This is a genomic window from Gluconobacter oxydans, from assembly GCF_006539685.1.
Lineage (GTDB): Bacteria > Pseudomonadota > Alphaproteobacteria > Acetobacterales > Acetobacteraceae > Gluconobacter > Gluconobacter oxydans.
Genome location: NZ_BJNM01000036.1, coordinates 1 through 15,225, shown reverse-complemented (window position 1 = coordinate 15,225; position 15,225 = coordinate 1). Strand labels below are relative to the sequence as shown.

Here is a 15,225-nt window from a genome sequence, read left to right as displayed (position 1 = left end):
AATGAATCCTGCACCAAGAACTTACTAAGAACGCCAGCGTCCGGATGATGCATGGCGCTCTTCCTGTTTGATGCAAATCCCAGCATTGCAGCCAGATCACCCTCAAGAAAAATCCCGAGCTCCCCATTCTGTGGAATGAGTTTGATCCGCGTGATCAGGGACCGGATCGCTTCTACCGTCTGCATGATCGCGTTGAAGGTTGTCATAAAAATGGTGATCTTCTCATGGACAATAAAGGGCTTTGTGCCATCATTCGGGTCGTTCTGTTGCCAACTTTGGAAAATTACTCCGCATGAGCCTGTGTTTCATTACTCAACAGATCCATCCTGATGCTGAAACATATCTGAATAATGCCGGGATCAGAACCCGTTATGCTACTGCCCCTACGATGGAGGCCGTTATTCGTGAAGTCGGGGATGCCGATGCGGTCATTACGCGGGATCTGGGTTTCAGTGCAGAAGCGCTGGATGCCGCACCGAACCTGAAAATCATTTCATGCCATGGTTCGGGAACAAACCGGATTGCCAAGGCTGCGGCGGCAGCGCGTGGGGTTCTGGTCACGAACGCGCCCAACACCAACAGCCGATCCGTTGCGGAAATGACCATTGGGCTTTTGCTGGCGGTTGTGCGTCGCCTCTGTGAGGCGGATCTTGCCGTGCGGGAAGGGAACTGGGAATTCCGTTATACGGGTAAGGGTATGGAACTGCATACGCGGACGCTCGGGCTGGTCGGTTTCGGCGCCATTGCACGGCACGTTGCGCAGATTGCGGGGCAGGGCCTGGGCATGAGGGTCATGGCCTGGTCCCCGAGTGTTCCGGCGGATGTTTTTGAGGGTGCGGGTGTGATGCGGGCGAACAGTCTGGATGATCTTCTCGTGGCGTCCGATGTCCTGTCCCTGCATCGCCCGGCGCAGGGGAGCGGTCGTCCCACGATTGACGCTTCGGCCCTGTTCCGCCTGAAACAGGGGGCGATCCTGATCAATACCAGCCGTGGCGGGGAAGTGGACGGTCCTGCGCTGGCGGAAGCTCTGGAGGCGGGGCATCTGGGCGGGGCGGGGTTGGATGTAATGTCGCCAGAACCTCCGCTGCCGGATGATCCTCTGCTCCGCGCTCCGAACGTGGTTCTGACGCCGCATATCGGTGCGACAACGGAACAGGCTCTGCGCCGCATGGCGATGATGTGCGCATCACAGGTTCAGGACGCACTTGCGGGGCGTGTTCCGCCGCACTGTCTCTGAACGATGAAGTGCCGCGCCCTTCCGTTTCGGGAAGGGCGCGGGGCGTTTTCAGACGGCGCCCAGTCCGCCGCCGCCCGGCGTCATGAGGACGAGAACCTCGTCCGGCTTGAGGACCTGAAGGCCCTTGCCGGCGAGCTTCCGGCCTGATGCGGTCTCGACACGACCTGCCGCGCCGTCCTGTCCGCCAAGGGCGCCACGGGCCGGGTGATCGACGCGGTCGAACGCTGCCAACAGTTCGAACGGCTGCTTCTGGGTTGTGCCGATCCGCATGATCTGCCCGTCGCCGCCTTTGGTCTGGCCCAGACCACCGCTGTTTTCACGCAGTTCCTTTTCCCAGAAAATGAGCGGGCACTGGATTTCCGCGATTTCGATCGGGGTGCCGTGCACGCCGGACGGAAAGGCCGTTGCGGAGAGGCCGTTCAGGCCGGGACGTGCGCCGGTGCCGCCATTGGTCGTGATGGCCAGGGCGTAGGTCTGGGAGGTCTCCGATCCTTTGGGGAACCACTGGCCACGGACGGCAATGTTCCACAGGCAGGACGTCCCTTCCGCCGGGACCCGGGCAGGCAGGGGCGTGCGCAGGCATCCGAACACCATGTCGGGCAGCATCTGTCCGATGACATGGCGGGACGAGACGGGGGCGGGACGGGGGGCGTTCAGGACGGAACCTTCCGGCGCCTCGACATGATAGGGCGCAAGCGAGCCTGCGTTGTTGGGGACGTCTGGCGAGATCGCGCAGGCCAGTCCGAAGACGGTGTAGGCCCGTGTATAGGCCATCGGGACGTTGATCCCGCGACCGACCGTCGGCGGGGAGCCGTCATAGCTGACGCTGACACGGCCTTCGCTGACGGTGAGCTTTGCCTTGAGCGTCAGCGGGGTATTGTAGCCGTCGATCGTCATCTCATGGGACCAGCTGCCCTGTGGGAGGGCCGCGATCTTGTCCAGTACGGCCTGTCGGGAGCGCTCGATGATGAAATCGGCCAGCGGGTCGAGGGTGTCGAGCCGGAACTCGTCCATCATGTCGCACAGGGCGCGCACACCGACATCGTTGCAGGCCGCCAGCGAATAGGTATCGCCTTCCGTGTCCACCGGCAGGCGGGTGTTGGCGCGGATCATGGCCATCAGCGTTTCGTTGACCTGGCCCTGATCGATCAGTTTCAGCATGGGGATCGACAGGCCTTCCATGAAGACGTCCGTCGCTTCCGGCCCGTTGCCCAGTCCGCCGATATCCATCAGGTGGCTGGTGCAAGAAAACAGTCCGACCAGACGGCCCTTGTGGAACGCCGGGGTGGTGATGACGAAATCGTTGAGATGCCCTGTTCCCATCCACGGATCATTCGTGATGTAGGCGTCGCCTTCCTTCATGGTCGAGATCGGGAAGTGACGCAGGAAATGGCCGACGGATTCCGCCATGGAATTGACGTGGCCCGGCGTGCCGGTCACGGCCTGTGCGATCATCCGGCCCTTCAGGTCGAAGATGCCGGCCGAAATGTCCTCGCATTCGCGGACGATGGGGCTGAACGCCGTGCGGATCAGCACCTGGGCCTGTTCGCCGACGACGGCGATCAGGCGGTTCCACATGATCTGGAAATCGATTTCCTTATGGGAGTGTGCGCTCATCAGACGGCGTCCTTCATGTCCAGAATGATGTTGCCGCTACCGTCCAGATGGGCGTTGTAGCGGGAGGAGACGTAGGTTGTGGTTTCTTTTTCGGCGATCAGGGCGGGGCCGGAAATGCGGCTGCCCGGTTCCATATCCGTGCGTTCATAAACCGGCAGATCGACATGAGTGCCGGTTGCGCCGTCGAACAGCTTCCGGATATCGCCGGATTTTGCGTCATGCAGGGCCGGGGCGGCCTTGAAGGGCGGATATTTCTGCGGCGTGGTGGACACGCTGACAGACCAGTTGAGGATCTCGACCGCGGCGTGCGGGATGACGCGGGAGAACTGCCGGGCATATTCTGTTTCGAAAGCGGTTCTGAGCGCGGAGAGATGGTTGGTGCTGATGGCGCCTTCGGGAAGGGTGACGATGATTTCGTGACCCTGGCCGACATAGCGCATGAAGGCGCTGCGCCGGATGTGAAGCGTCTCGGTCCGCGCATCGTCCTGGACCAGGCCGTGTGCGGCCTGCGTCATATCGTCCAGCAGGGCCGAAACTTCTTCTGAATTGAAGCTGTCGTCCAGGCGCATCGGGAAGGAGCGGACCAGTTCGAACGAGACCGGGGCTGCGAGAAAGCCCACGGCCGAGCCGACACCGGCGTTTGACGGGATGACCAGGCGCTGGATGCCGAGTTTTTCTGCAACGCGCGCGGCATGGAGCGGGGCCGCGCCACCGAAAGCGATCATGGTATGCTCACCGATGACGGCGCCGCGTTCGGCGGCATGCACGCGGGCGGCGCTGGCCATGTTTTCACAGACGATTTCATAGACCGCATGGGCGGACATTTCCGCCGACAGGCCCAGCGGGGTGCCGATATCCGTCAGCAGCGCTTCGGCTGAACGGTCCGGCTGGAGCTGGATGCTGCCGCCCGCGAAGTTTTCCGGACGGATCAGGCCGAGCATCACGTCCGCGTCCGTGACGGCGGGGCGTTTGCCACCGAGCCCGTAACAGGCTGGTCCGGGGACGGAGGAGGCGCTTTCCGGGCCGACGACGACGCGTTTCATGGCGTCCAGATGGGCGATGGAGCCGCCGCCGGCGCCGATCTCGACCATTTCGATTACGGGGATCCGCAGAGGCAGGCCGGACCCTTTCATGAAGCGGGCCGTGCGGTCCACTTCGAAGACGCGGGAGGAGGCGGGTTCTCCGTCTTCGATCAGGCAGACTTTGGCGGTCGTGCCGCCCATGTCGAAGGACAGGACGCGGTTCTCGCCCAGACGCTCGGCGCATTGTGCGGCAAAGATCGCACCACCGGCCGGGCCGGATTCCACCAGGCGGACGGGAAACTGCCGGGCTGTTTCCAGCGCGGTGAGGCCGCCGCCTGACGTGACGAGATACAGCGCGCCCTGAAAGCCCTTTGCATTGAGGGCCTCGCGCAGGCGCCCCAGATAGCCCGCCATCAGGGGCTGGACATAGGCATTGGCAACCGTAGTCGAGGTACGTTCATATTCCCGGATTTCGGGACAAACCTCACTTGAAATGGAGATTGTGACGTCTGGCAGGGCTTCCTGAAGAAGTGCCCGAACCCGCTGTTCATGCGCCGGATTGGCATAGGCATGGAGGAACGCAATGGCGATGCTCTCGACGCGTGCGTCCCGTAATTGGGGCACAAGCGCCAGAACTGCCTGTTCATCCAGCGGAAGCTGAACGGTACCTCGGGCATCCATGCGTTCGGGAACGGTAAAGCGCAGGTCCCGGGGGACAAGCGGGCTGGGCTTTTGCAGCATCAGGTCATACTGGTTGAACCGGCTTTCAGTACCGATTTCCAGAATGTCCCGAAAACCCTGTGTTCCGATGAGGGCCGTGCGGGCGCCCCGGCGTTCGATGATCGCGTTGGTCGCCAGCGTCGTGCCGTGCACGAAGACTGTTACGTCGGGGAACTGCAGGCCCGCGTCCTGGATCACAAGCCCGATGCCATCCATGACGCCCTGTTCGGGTGCGCTGGGCGTCGTAAGGACCTTGCGTGTCAGACGTCCCTGCGGTGTCTGTAGAACCACATCCGTGAATGTGCCACCGATATCAGCGGCGAGACGGATTTGTGTACTATCGACCATGCCTATGTTTTCCGTATCGGGTTAGAGTATCGTGGAGCACCCTGAGAGGGCGCGGACTGAAGGAGAGTGAAAAGGGCCATGAAGGACGCGAAAGGCGGGAGCCGCACGCCGGTCATGCCGGATGTTGCGGATATGGAACGGGCCTTCATCGTGTCTTCGTCGCATCTGGCATTGCCAGGGAACGAGGACCTGAGTGAATTCGAGTTTGCCCTGACGGTCGTGAACCATGCGTTTCATCGCTGGATGTCGCGTGGCATGGCGGCGGCGGGACTGCCGGATCTTTCGGCGCTCGACACGCTCATTCTTCACAGCGTCACACATCGGAACCGGGAAAAAAGCATCTCGGACCTGATGTTCACCCTCAACCTGTCCGAACGGCATTACCTGAACTACGCGCTGAAGAAGCTGGACGAGCACGGGCTGATCCAGCGGCGGCGTCAGGGCAAGGAAGTCTTCGTCAGCACCACGCAGAAAGGCCGGGAAGCCTGTATGGAATATGCCCGTCTGCGCCGTATCTGCCTGCTGGAGCATATTCCGCAGAACCGGGAGGTCGGTGACGTCACGATTGCCGAGGTCGCCAAGGCGCTCCGTGTCCTGACGGGATTTTACGAACAGGCGTCGCGGTCCGCCGCATCCCTCTGAACGTACCGCTTCAGGCATCCTGATGGATCCTGAAGAGGACGTCATGATAGCCGACGGGGCTGTTATCGCCGATCTCGGCCGGACCAAGTGTGCCGTTCGTCGTAGCCGTAACAGGCAGGCGAAGGGCGCCTGTCTCTATAAAGCCGATGATGTCCCCGGTCCGGACGGTCTGACCTATGCTCAGGCCATTCTGACGGAACCGGCCCATCTCAGGGCTGAGAACGGGAATGTCTTCCACCGTTACGGCCGGAGCACCATGAGCCGTCTGGCACGGGGTCGCCGTCACGGTCAGGGCAATCGCGCCCGTCTCGTTTTTCAGGGAGACATGACGGACATCGTGATGCCGCATCCTCTCAACCAGTGTCGGAAGGTCGTTCAGAAGGTCTTCAAGAAAAGTCATGGGGCGGACTTTCGCATGAGGGCTTCGAGATAGTGCACGCTGACGCTGCCTTCGCGGACGCCGGGCTCGTTCATCAGGCGCAGATGCAGGGGCGTGGTCGTGGCGATGCCGGTGATCTGCATTTCGGAGAGGGCGGCATGCATGCGGTTGAGGGCATCCGTGCGGTCCGTCCCGTGGACGATCAGCTTGGCGATCAGGGAATCATAGTTTGGGGGCACGACGTAGCCGTCATACAGATGGGTATCGACGCGTACGCCGGGGCCGCCAGGGGCGCGCCAGTTCAGGACTTTTCCGGGGGCAGGGCGGAAGCTCACGGGGTCTTCGGCATTGATGCGGCACTCGATGGCGTGGCCTTCGGTGCGGACATCGGCCTGTGTGAAGGAAAGCGGCTGTCCCATCGCGATGAGGAGCTGTTCGCGGACGATGTCGATGCCGGTCGTCATTTCCGTGACGGGGTGTTCGACCTGCAGGCGGGTGTTCATCTCGATGAAAGAAAATGCACCATCTTCGTACAGGAACTCGAAGGTGCCGGCGCCGGTGTAGCCCATCAGGGTGCAGGCTTTCGCACAGCGCTCGCCCAGTTCGGCTATGGCCTGCGGGTCGATGCCGATGGCTGGGGCTTCCTCGATCAGCTTTTGGTGGCGGCGCTGGATGGAGCAGTCCCTTGCGCCGAGCCAGACTGCATTGCCCTGCCGGTCGGCCAGAACCTGGATCTCGATATGGCGGGGATGTTGGAGGAAGCGTTCGGCATAGACGGACGGGTTGCCAAAGGCGCGTCCGGCTTCTTCCCGGGCGGTTTCAATGGCGTCGCGCAGATCGGCCGCGGCCATCACCACGCGCATCCCGCGTCCGCCGCCGCCGCCCGCCGCCTTGACGATCAGCGGGTAGTCGATGGCGTCACAGATGGCCTGTGCTTCGGACAGGTCTGTGGGCAAGGCGTCTTCCGTGCCGGGAAGGCACGGGACGCCTGAGCGGCGCATCTGCTGCTTGGCACTGATCTTGTCGCCCATCAGGCGCATGATCGCGGCGGTCGGGCCTGCGAGGATGCGACCGGACTGTTCCACGGCTGCGGCGAAATCGGCATTTTCCGACAGAAAGCCGTAGCCGGGATGGATGATGTCGGCATTCGTGAGTTCGGCGGCGCGCAGGACACGGGCGGCGTCCAGATAGCTGTGCGAGGCGGCAGCCGGGCCGATGCAGATCGTTTCGTCCACGAGGCGCAGATGTGCGAGGCGGGCATCGGCTTCGGAATGGATGCCGATGCTGTGCAGCCCGAGCAGGCGGCAGGCCCGCGTGATCCGCAGGGCGATTTCACCACGATTGGCGATCAGGACGCGGTGGGGCTCATGCATCGAGTGGCTCCACGGTGAACAGCGGCGTTCCGGGAGAGACCGCTTCGGCATTTGCGGCTAGCACGGCGACGATGCGGCAGGGGAACTCGGCCTCGATACGCGAGAGCGTCTTCATGACTTCGAGGATATAGAGCGGCTGTCCTTCCGCCACGATGTCGCCGGGTTTGACGAAAGGCGGCGCATCGGGAGCGGGAGAGGTATAGAACTGGCCATGCATCGGCGCCTCGATCGTCATCTCGGCCGTGGCAGGGGCAGAGGCGGTTACCGGAAGGGCCGGTGCGGCCGTGCCGTTCGTAGCCGGGGCCTGCGGGCTGTTTCCCTGTTCCCCGCGGACCAGGCGGATATGTTCGCCGTCGCGGGAATAGTCGAGTTCGGTAATGCCCAAGGCCTGCATCCGGGCCATCAGGGCATCGAGGGTCTTGAGATCGGGGATCATCGGGCGGTCCGTCTTCCGGTCTGCTTCAGGTCAGGGCGCGCACGGCAATGCCGGCAGCTTCGAAGCCCGCGCGCACCTTGCGGGCAACCTCGACCGATTCCGCGTTGTCGCCATGGACGCAGATCGTATCGATGCGTGTGGGCAGCATTTTTCCGGAGATGGTCTCGATGGCGCCGTTCTGAACCATTCGGACCGCGCGGGCGGCTGCGAAATCTGCGTCATGCAGGACAGCACCCGGTTCCTTGCGCGATACGAGATGCCCGTCTTCCGTATAGGCACGGTCCGCGAAAATTTCCGAGAACACGGTCAGGCCCCGCTCGCGGCCAATGCGCTCGAGATGGCTCAGGGCGATGGCCATGATGGGGAGGTTCGCGTCCACGGCTTTGACCGCATTCACGATGGCTTCGGCAACGGCGGGATCGCGTTCCGTCAGATTACCCAGCGCGCCGTGGGTTTTCATGTAGGTCATGCGATGACCCGAATAGGTGGCGAGAGCCTGTGCGGCGCCTATCTGGTAGGCCACGATCCGTTCGATCTGCGCGGGCGTGAAAGGCATGACACGGCGGCCGAAGCCCCACAGGTCCGGAAAGCCCGGGTGGGAACCGACGGACACACCCTTTTCGCGAGCGATCCGGAAGGTCTCGGCCATGACTTCCGGGTCGCCGCCATGAAAGCCGCAGGCGACGTTGGCGGAGGTCACGATGTCCAGCATCGCGCTGTCATCGCCCATCGTGTAATGGCCGAAGCTCTCGCCCAGATCGGCGTTCAGATCGATTGTTTTGGCGGTCATGGTGTCAGAACTCCCGGACATGAAAAACAGGATGGGGCATCAGAAAACGAGTTGTGTGCGGAGCTTCGAAATCTCCGCCGCCAGTGTCCGCAGGTCCGAGGCGTCCTGACGGATGGCCTGAACTGCGTCATCGCGCGTGATTTCCCGGAAATGGACCGGGGCTCCGACGCCGGTCTGGGATAGCAGGCGCAGGTCCGGCTCAATGACGGTGGCGATCTTGGGGTAACCGCCGCAGGTATTGGCATCCATCATCTGGATGATAGGCTGCCCGGCGGGCGGAACCTGTACCGTCCCGGGTAGGATACCGTGGGAAAACAGGTTGAGCTTGCGTGTCAGCATCAGTGTTTCCTGCCCTTCCAGACGGTATCCCATCCGGTTAGCGCTGGGCGTTAGGGTCCAGGCTGCCGTCTGAAAGGTCTTCAGGCTTTCCGGCGTGAAAATGTCATGTTCTGCGGCAGGCAGAACGCGGACCTGTGTGCCTTCGGCGGAAGGAAGCGGGCAGGGACGGGAGAGGCCGTATCCTGCGGCGGGCAGGCGAATACTGGCGGCGGGTGCGCAGGTCAGACGGTCGCCTTTCTGGAGTGCGCGGCCTTCAAGGCCGCCAAAGCCGCCTTTCAGGTCCGTCGAACGCGCGCCCAGAACTGCGGGAACGTCAAGACCACCCCGGACGGTCAGATAGGCTCTGGCACCCTGCCGCGGGGCACGGATGCTCAGTGTCTGTCCGGGACGGCCGGTGATGGCCCAGTCGCGGGGCAGCGTGAGATCATCGAGCGTAACGGGGCAATCGGCTCCGGTGACGGCGAAGGATGTTTCGGCGTGAAAACGCACACGGAAGGGAAAGAACACAATTTCGATCCCGGCGGTATCCAGCGGATTGTCGAGCAGCAGATTGCCGTATCCCAGTGCCAGACGGTCCATGGCGCCCCCCTGGGCCACGCCCATGGCCATCGCATGGCGACGGCCGAAGTCCTGGATCGTGTTGAGGGAGGAGCCTGTCAGGATTTCGATCATGAGGCCCTCACGAAACGGACGGTGTCGCCTAGCCGCAGAAGGCCGGGTTCCGGGCGGAAGGCGTCAAAAAGGCAGAGATTCGTCCGGCCGAGGATATGCCAGCCCGACGGCGAGGTGCAGGGCATCATCCCGGCATGGCCGCCGCCGATGACCACAGCCCCTTCCTCGACGCGCAGCCGGGGGGAATCCCGGCGGGGGATGGCTAGCCGAGGATCAAGACCGGTCAGGTAGACGAAGCCGGCCATGGCGCCGATGGCGGCCACGCTGTAGCGCCCGGCCATGTGGGCTTCGATGGTTTCTTCTTCCGTCAGGTTGGCGAAGCGGGCCACGAGGGCCAGATCCTCGCCAAATATGCCGCCATAAGCAACGGGTACAACGATCTCGCGGGTGGGGATCTCATCGGCAGAAGCCTGCGTCCACATGTCCCGCAGCAAGGTTTCCATGGCGGCAGGATCGGTTTTGACGGCGTCGAACATGACGAGAAGATTGTTCACACCGGGGATGGTCTGAACAATATCCGCTCGCGCGTTCAGCTCGCGGCTGGTGGCCCAGATGCGGCGTTGTGTCATGTCGTTGAAAGCGCCGTCGGCAGCATCAAGGAGAAGGCCGCTCGCGCCTGCCATGTGAATGCGGGTCATTGAGTGTGATCCGGCTGAGGGCGGCCATGAAACGGACGCCGGGGAAGAAAAGCAGCGGCGAGGGCACCGCACAGGATGATGATGCCCGTGATGTAGAAGACACCATGAAAATTGCCGGTTGCCTGGAGCAGATATCCTGTCATGACCGGCGCCAGAATGCCGAGCCCGTTCGAAAATGTCAGCGTCAGGCCAGTTACGGAACCGAGAATTTCATCTTCCACCAGCAGGTCTGCCAGAAGGGCCATGTTTGCGCCGGTTCCACCTGCCATGAACGCCATTGAGACGGCGAGGAGGGGAATAATAGTCCCGGCAGTGGCACAGAGCGGCAGGAATCCCATGGAAGAGGCCAGAACGAGATACAGGCACACGACCTTGCGGCGTCCTCCCTGAGACAGGTCAGACCGTCGCACGAGTGTTTCGCCAATCTTTCCTGCCGTGATCGACAGGATGGCCGCACCGACATAGCAGTAGGCCGTGTAGGCCCCGGACTGTGCGGTACCGAGATGCAAGGTCTGGCGCATGATGATCGGCAGCCAGGACATCAGCAGGAAGTTGGCGTAATTTGCGCAGCACTGGGCAATCACGATCCCCCAGAACGCCGAGGAACGGAACAGGGTCGGCACCGAAATCAGGGCGAACGGTGTGGTACCCGTATTACGTGAGGGACGGGGATGGGTCAGGAGCCAGATCACGGACCAGACCAGCCCGAGGACGCCAAGGAACGAGAAAGCCGGGCGCCATCCATAGTTAGCAATAAGCCAGCCGGAAGATGCGGCACCGCAGGCCAGTCCGATGGGGATACCGCAGATGAACGCCGTCATCATGAGGCCCCGTTCATGTAGGGGCGCCCAGGCCCGGACGACTTTGTTTCCAAGAGCGAAAGTCGGGGCTTCTCCGACACCCAAAAGGATACGGGTGGCGATGAAGGCTGGCACGGTAGCCGTCAGACTGCCAAGGATCATGGCAATCGACCACAGCGCAACCGCTGCCGCACCGATAATGCGGACCCCGAAGCGGTCCAGAAGGATCGCTCCGGGAAGGTTGAGAATGAAATAGGACCAAAGGAAGCTGGACAGAACCCAGCCCGTTTCCCCGGGGGTAAGAGCAAATTCGTGCGCGATCTGGGGCATGCCCACGGACAGGGCCGCCCGGTCTCCGTAACAGATCACGCACATGGCGATGGTCAGGGCGTATATGACGAACCGGAAAGGCCGGCGATCTTCTGGAACTGTCTGGGAAACTGTCTGCAAGAAACTGCGCCTTTTTTCCGTTAAGTCTTAGAAGGTCAGTCCGGTCTGGATATAATACATGCCGCCGTTGAAGCCGTAAGGTGAGTAGTAGGCATATTTGTATTCATTGAAGAGCGGTGCTGCCGTCGCCTTGGGAACGCGCGTTGGATATTTGTTGCCCAGGTTGTTTGCGCCTACCGTGACGCTCCATTTCGGCAGGATCTTGTAGCTGACGGACATGTTGGTCAGGAACGCCGGGCGCTGTTCCATCGGAGCCGCCGTGGGGCTTGCGAGGAAAATGATGGAACCGTAACGCTGCTCCTGCACCATGACGTTCCACTTGCCGTAGTTCCAGTTGACCGTGAGGTTCTCGCGGTTCTTGGGTGCAGAATGCAGGAGCATCTCTTCGGCATAGGTGTTGAACGTGGACAGGCCCATGTTCGCCAGCACGGAAGGAGTCTTGTTGCGGCTGCGGATTTCGTTGTCGGAGTAGTTGAACGTGAAGTCGAAGCGGAACGTGCCGGCGCGTTTGGTATGCAGCGTGTAGTTGGTATCGACGTCGCCGCCATAGGTCTGGGTGTTGACGGGGTTGGTGTAATACGAGGCGTAGGTGACGTTGTTCAGGCCCGAGGCAGCGAGAATGTCTGCCACGCCCGTGCCGCCAAGGGTCGTGGTGCTAGCCAGACGGTCATTGATCGCGATGTAATACAGATTGGCCGTGACGTTCCAGTCTTTGAGCGGCGTAGCATCGATACCAATGCTGTAATTGCGGGAATACTCACCTTTAATATGCCCCGCACCGAGCGCCTTTGCAGCGTTACTGCTATTGGGAAGCTGATCCACGGCATAGTTGGCGAAAGGCGCGTTATAGAAATAATAGGTCTGGCCCAGCGTTGGCGGACGATAGCCGGTATTGATGCTGGCGCGGATTGCCCAGTGCTTGTTGAAGTTGTAACGCGTTCCGATTGATCCCGTGGTGACGGAAGCAAGATGGCTGTAGCTCGTGGCACGGCCGCCGAGGGACCATTCCCATTTTTTCGTGACGTAGAAATCCAGGTTGACGTTGCCGTCATAGATGTCGCGGCCGCGATTGGTGACTGCCAGTGGAACGTTGCCCGCATGGTCCGTGGCACCGAGGCCGATCCAGGAGGCTTCTTCGCCCCCCGTCATCTGGAAGGTATCGCGCCGGTATTCCCCACCGAAACGCAAGGCGATCGGCTTGGGTAGCCATGACGTGTGGAAGAAGCGCGAACCGCGCAAACCGGTCGAAAGCTCGGAGGTTATGGTCTTGCCATCATAGAAATCACGCGGACTGGCATCGCCGAGCGAGATGTTGTTGCTGTCGAGGGTCGAATAGGCCTGATCGTCACGACCATAATTGACATAGGCGTCCCAGGCGAAACCGAATTTGTGGGCTTTGATGCCATTATCGGTTTCGAAATCGTACTGGTCCATGCCGATATAAGGCTGGGCACCGTTAGGCCAGAGATTGATATCGGTCAGGCTGTTTCCGGCGCTGCGATAGGTCTCGGCCACATGCGCCTTACGATGGCTGAAAGTCGACGTGCTGTAGAGGTTGAGATTTTCTCCCAGCGGAACCGACATGTTCTCGCTGAGCGTCTCGAGTGTCGATTTCGGAATACCCAGACCACGCTGCACGTCACGGCTGGCCGTTTCGTTTCGGGAATCGCCCACTGGATAAAGCTGTCCGACGAAGAGGCCGCTGCGGTTGGTGGGAAGCTGGTGGGTGACCTGCGCCGCGAGATCGAGATAGCCACCGTTTTTGCCAAGTGCTGTGGCCCAATCTGCATAACCGTTCAGTGCCTGTCCGTCGCCGGCGTAGAAGCCGCTGTTCTGGAAGTTGATGGAACCGCCATGCGTTCTCTGTTTGAGGACGATATTGACCGCACCCGCCAGAGCGTCCTGCCCATAAAGGGCCGATGCTCCTTCTGTAATGACTTCGATATGATCGATAGCCGAAATCGGGATCAGCGAAATATCCGTCGGCTCGGTGCCCCAGTTGGGACCCGCATTGGCATTGAAGTTTGCGCCGATATGGCGGCGATGTCCGTTGACGAGGATTAGCGTGTCATCGGCCGACTGCCCGCGGAGCTGCATGGTCTGGATGAAGCCGCTGTTGCCGACGCCGGACTGGGGCGGAGAGGTAATGGACGCGGAGGCTTGGGCAAGCGCCTGCATAACGTTTGTCTGGCCTGTGGCTAGAAGCTGGCTGCCGGACACGACCGTCACCTGGGTGGTGCTGTGAACCGGCGTCGAGGGATTCATCACGGACTGCCCGGTAGGCGTCGTGCCCGTAACGCGCATTTCTTCCGGCCCGGATCGAGAAATGATTGATGTCCGGCGGGCGGGGGAAATCGTGTGCCCCGGTGTGACTGTCGACGTGGGTCCTGTGGGATGTCTGTGAGGCTTCGTGGTGGAGTGCGTCGGTGTTTTTGCCAGTGCGGATGAACCCGAAACGGGCGGACAAAGTGATACGAGCGTGCTCAGGGCAGCACCGCCCATCAAGAAGGCCTTGGGTCCGAAACGCTTGCTCATGGGCATCCCCTTTTCCGGCCGGGAACGGCGGGACAATCAGAAATATATGCTTTTCATGAGCAAATCACACATATAACGGATCAGCAACTAAAATGTTCCTTTTTAGAAATGGATTAAGCGTATTTTCAATTTTTCCGAGGAGAAAATAATTTTTCTGGTGCCAGGAAATGAGTGGTCTTGCCGGTCATGCGGGTGAAGTTGGCTTGAATGGCAAAAAAAAATGCCTCACTCTTGGTTCGAGAGAAAAATTTTATGTCTGTCGGATCATGATTTCTGAACTCAAAACATTCGTCATTGCGGCACAAATGGAAAGTTTTGCTGCAGCCGCCAAGGCCATTGGTCTGACCCAGTCGGCAATCAGTGCCCAAATTCGTCGTCTGGAAGAAGAATTTGGCTATGATCTCTTTGAGCGTACGGGCAGGTCCGTGACGCTGACGCGTGCGGGAAACACGATTTTGAGCCAGGTTGAGGATATTCTCTCTTCCTATGAGGCGCTCCGGGGTGTGAGACGCCCGCCGACAGACAGTGCACCTTTGCGTATCGGAGCGATTTCCACGGTTCAGACCAGCTTACTTGCTCCGGCCATTGCAAGGCTGCATCTGGAACTTCCGGATCTGAAAGTACGAATCGTTCCCGGCCTTTCAATGGTACTTCTGGATCGTCTGGATGCAGGGGAACTGGATGCTGCATTGATCGTGCGGCCGCCCTTTGGCCTGATGGCAGACATGCAGTGGCATCCCCTCGTCAAACAGGACTATGTCATGGTGGTGCCTGCTCATACGGAGCATGAGAACTGGCGTCAGATCCTGCAGACACAGCCTTTCATCCGGTATGACAGTCGTTCTTTCGGGGGGCGCACTCTGGACCGGTTCCTGAAAGCACAGGGACTTGCTCCGCATCAGGTCGTTGAAACGGAAGAACTCCACACGATCCTGCAGATGGTAGCCAACAATATGGGGTGTTCAATTGTTCCCTATATTTTCGCGGTCAGCGTCGTCCCTAACATCCGCGTTCTGCCTTTAGGGGAACACAGGATAGCCCGCGAAGTGGGTGTCATGAGTCTGCGCGGTCGTATGTCAGAGGGGCGAGAAGCGCTGGTCCGCTATCTGGATGAGGCATCCCGGGATAATGTCCCTCCTGCTCCTTGGAGTTCCTGAGCTTCGTTTAGGAGCCTACCTGCCACAGAAGAACATCAGCGTCGCTGGAACCATCATCTTTTAGGTGTTT

13 protein-coding genes and 1 pseudogene are annotated in these 15,225 nt (G+C 60.7%); 3 read left to right on the top strand and 11 right to left on the bottom strand.

Features of this window, described 5'->3' with window-relative positions:
* Window positions 1–206, bottom strand: a pseudogene (locus GOX01_RS11090) (recombinase family protein); the annotation flags it as partial.
* Between the two features lie 86 nt (window positions 207–292).
* On the opposite strand from GOX01_RS11090, the gene GOX01_RS11085 reads away from it, so the two are divergent.
* Entirely contained in the window at window positions 293–1,237 is a 945-nt protein-coding gene (locus GOX01_RS11085) for a hydroxyacid dehydrogenase (protein ID WP_011251810.1), read from the top strand.
* 48 nt (window positions 1,238–1,285) lie between these two features.
* On the opposite strand, the gene GOX01_RS11080 is transcribed toward GOX01_RS11085, so the two are convergent.
* Together GOX01_RS11080 and GOX01_RS11075 are read right to left on the bottom strand one after the other, a co-directional pair.
* Window positions 1,286–2,854: a hydantoinase B/oxoprolinase family protein gene (locus GOX01_RS11080; RefSeq protein WP_024717186.1), complete on the bottom strand. Its 1,569-nt coding sequence runs from the start codon at window positions 2,852–2,854 to the stop codon at window positions 1,286–1,288.
* Entirely contained in the window at window positions 2,854–4,944 is a 2,091-nt protein-coding gene (locus GOX01_RS11075) for a hydantoinase/oxoprolinase family protein (protein ID WP_011251808.1), read from the bottom strand. The genes GOX01_RS11080 and GOX01_RS11075 overlap by 1 nt, the downstream gene beginning before the upstream one ends.
* Window positions 4,945–5,022: 78 nt before the next feature.
* Here GOX01_RS11075 and GOX01_RS11070 point away from each other — a divergent pair, with 78 nt between their 5' ends.
* A complete protein-coding gene (locus GOX01_RS11070; protein ID WP_011251807.1) occupies window positions 5,023–5,586 on the top strand; it encodes a winged helix DNA-binding protein in 564 nt (187 codons plus the stop codon).
* A 10-nt stretch (window positions 5,587–5,596) separates the two neighbouring features.
* Here the strand turns inward: GOX01_RS11070 and GOX01_RS11065 are convergent, their stop codons facing one another.
* From GOX01_RS11065 to GOX01_RS11030, 8 genes are read right to left on the bottom strand one after another with little or no spacing between them, the layout of a single operon-like run.
* Window positions 5,597–5,986, bottom strand: a complete 390-nt coding sequence (locus GOX01_RS11065) for a hypothetical protein (protein ID WP_011251806.1) — start codon at window positions 5,984–5,986, stop codon at window positions 5,597–5,599.
* Complete coding sequence (locus tag GOX01_RS11060; RefSeq protein ID WP_062269040.1) at window positions 5,983–7,338, bottom strand: acetyl-CoA carboxylase biotin carboxylase subunit; 1,356 nt, start codon at window positions 7,336–7,338, stop codon at window positions 5,983–5,985. Before GOX01_RS11060 ends, GOX01_RS11065 begins: the two co-directional genes overlap by 4 nt.
* Entirely contained in the window at window positions 7,331–7,774 is a 444-nt protein-coding gene (locus tag GOX01_RS11055; protein WP_011251804.1) for an acetyl-CoA carboxylase biotin carboxyl carrier protein, read from the bottom strand. The genes GOX01_RS11060 and GOX01_RS11055 overlap by 8 nt, the downstream gene beginning before the upstream one ends.
* 25 nt (window positions 7,775–7,799) lie before the next feature.
* Window positions 7,800–8,564 (bottom strand): LamB/YcsF family protein, encoded by a 765-nt coding sequence (locus GOX01_RS11050; protein WP_062269038.1) that lies wholly within the window; start codon window positions 8,562–8,564, stop codon window positions 7,800–7,802.
* A gap of 39 nt (window positions 8,565–8,603) precedes the next feature.
* A complete protein-coding gene (locus tag GOX01_RS11045; protein ID WP_011251802.1) occupies window positions 8,604–9,575 on the bottom strand; it encodes a 5-oxoprolinase subunit C family protein in 972 nt (323 codons plus the stop codon).
* Window positions 9,572–10,213 (bottom strand): 5-oxoprolinase subunit PxpB, encoded by a 642-nt coding sequence (gene pxpB / locus GOX01_RS11040; RefSeq protein ID WP_011251801.1) that lies wholly within the window; start codon window positions 10,211–10,213, stop codon window positions 9,572–9,574. Before pxpB ends, GOX01_RS11045 begins: the two co-directional genes overlap by 4 nt.
* The gene (locus GOX01_RS11035) at window positions 10,210–11,463 is read right to left on the bottom strand and encodes an MFS transporter (protein ID WP_011251800.1); all 1,254 of its coding nucleotides are present in this window, start codon (window positions 11,461–11,463) and stop codon (window positions 10,210–10,212) included. Before GOX01_RS11035 ends, pxpB begins: the two co-directional genes overlap by 4 nt.
* A 27-nt stretch (window positions 11,464–11,490) precedes the next feature.
* Complete coding sequence (locus tag GOX01_RS11030) at window positions 11,491–13,965, bottom strand: TonB-dependent receptor plug domain-containing protein (RefSeq protein WP_371858543.1); 2,475 nt, start codon at window positions 13,963–13,965, stop codon at window positions 11,491–11,493.
* Window positions 13,966–14,165: 200 nt separating this feature from the next.
* Between GOX01_RS11030 and GOX01_RS11025 the strand changes: the two genes are divergently transcribed.
* Entirely contained in the window at window positions 14,166–15,155 is a 990-nt protein-coding gene (locus GOX01_RS11025) for a LysR family transcriptional regulator (protein ID WP_228119337.1), read from the top strand.
* The last annotated feature ends 70 nt before the right edge of the window (window positions 15,156–15,225 follow it).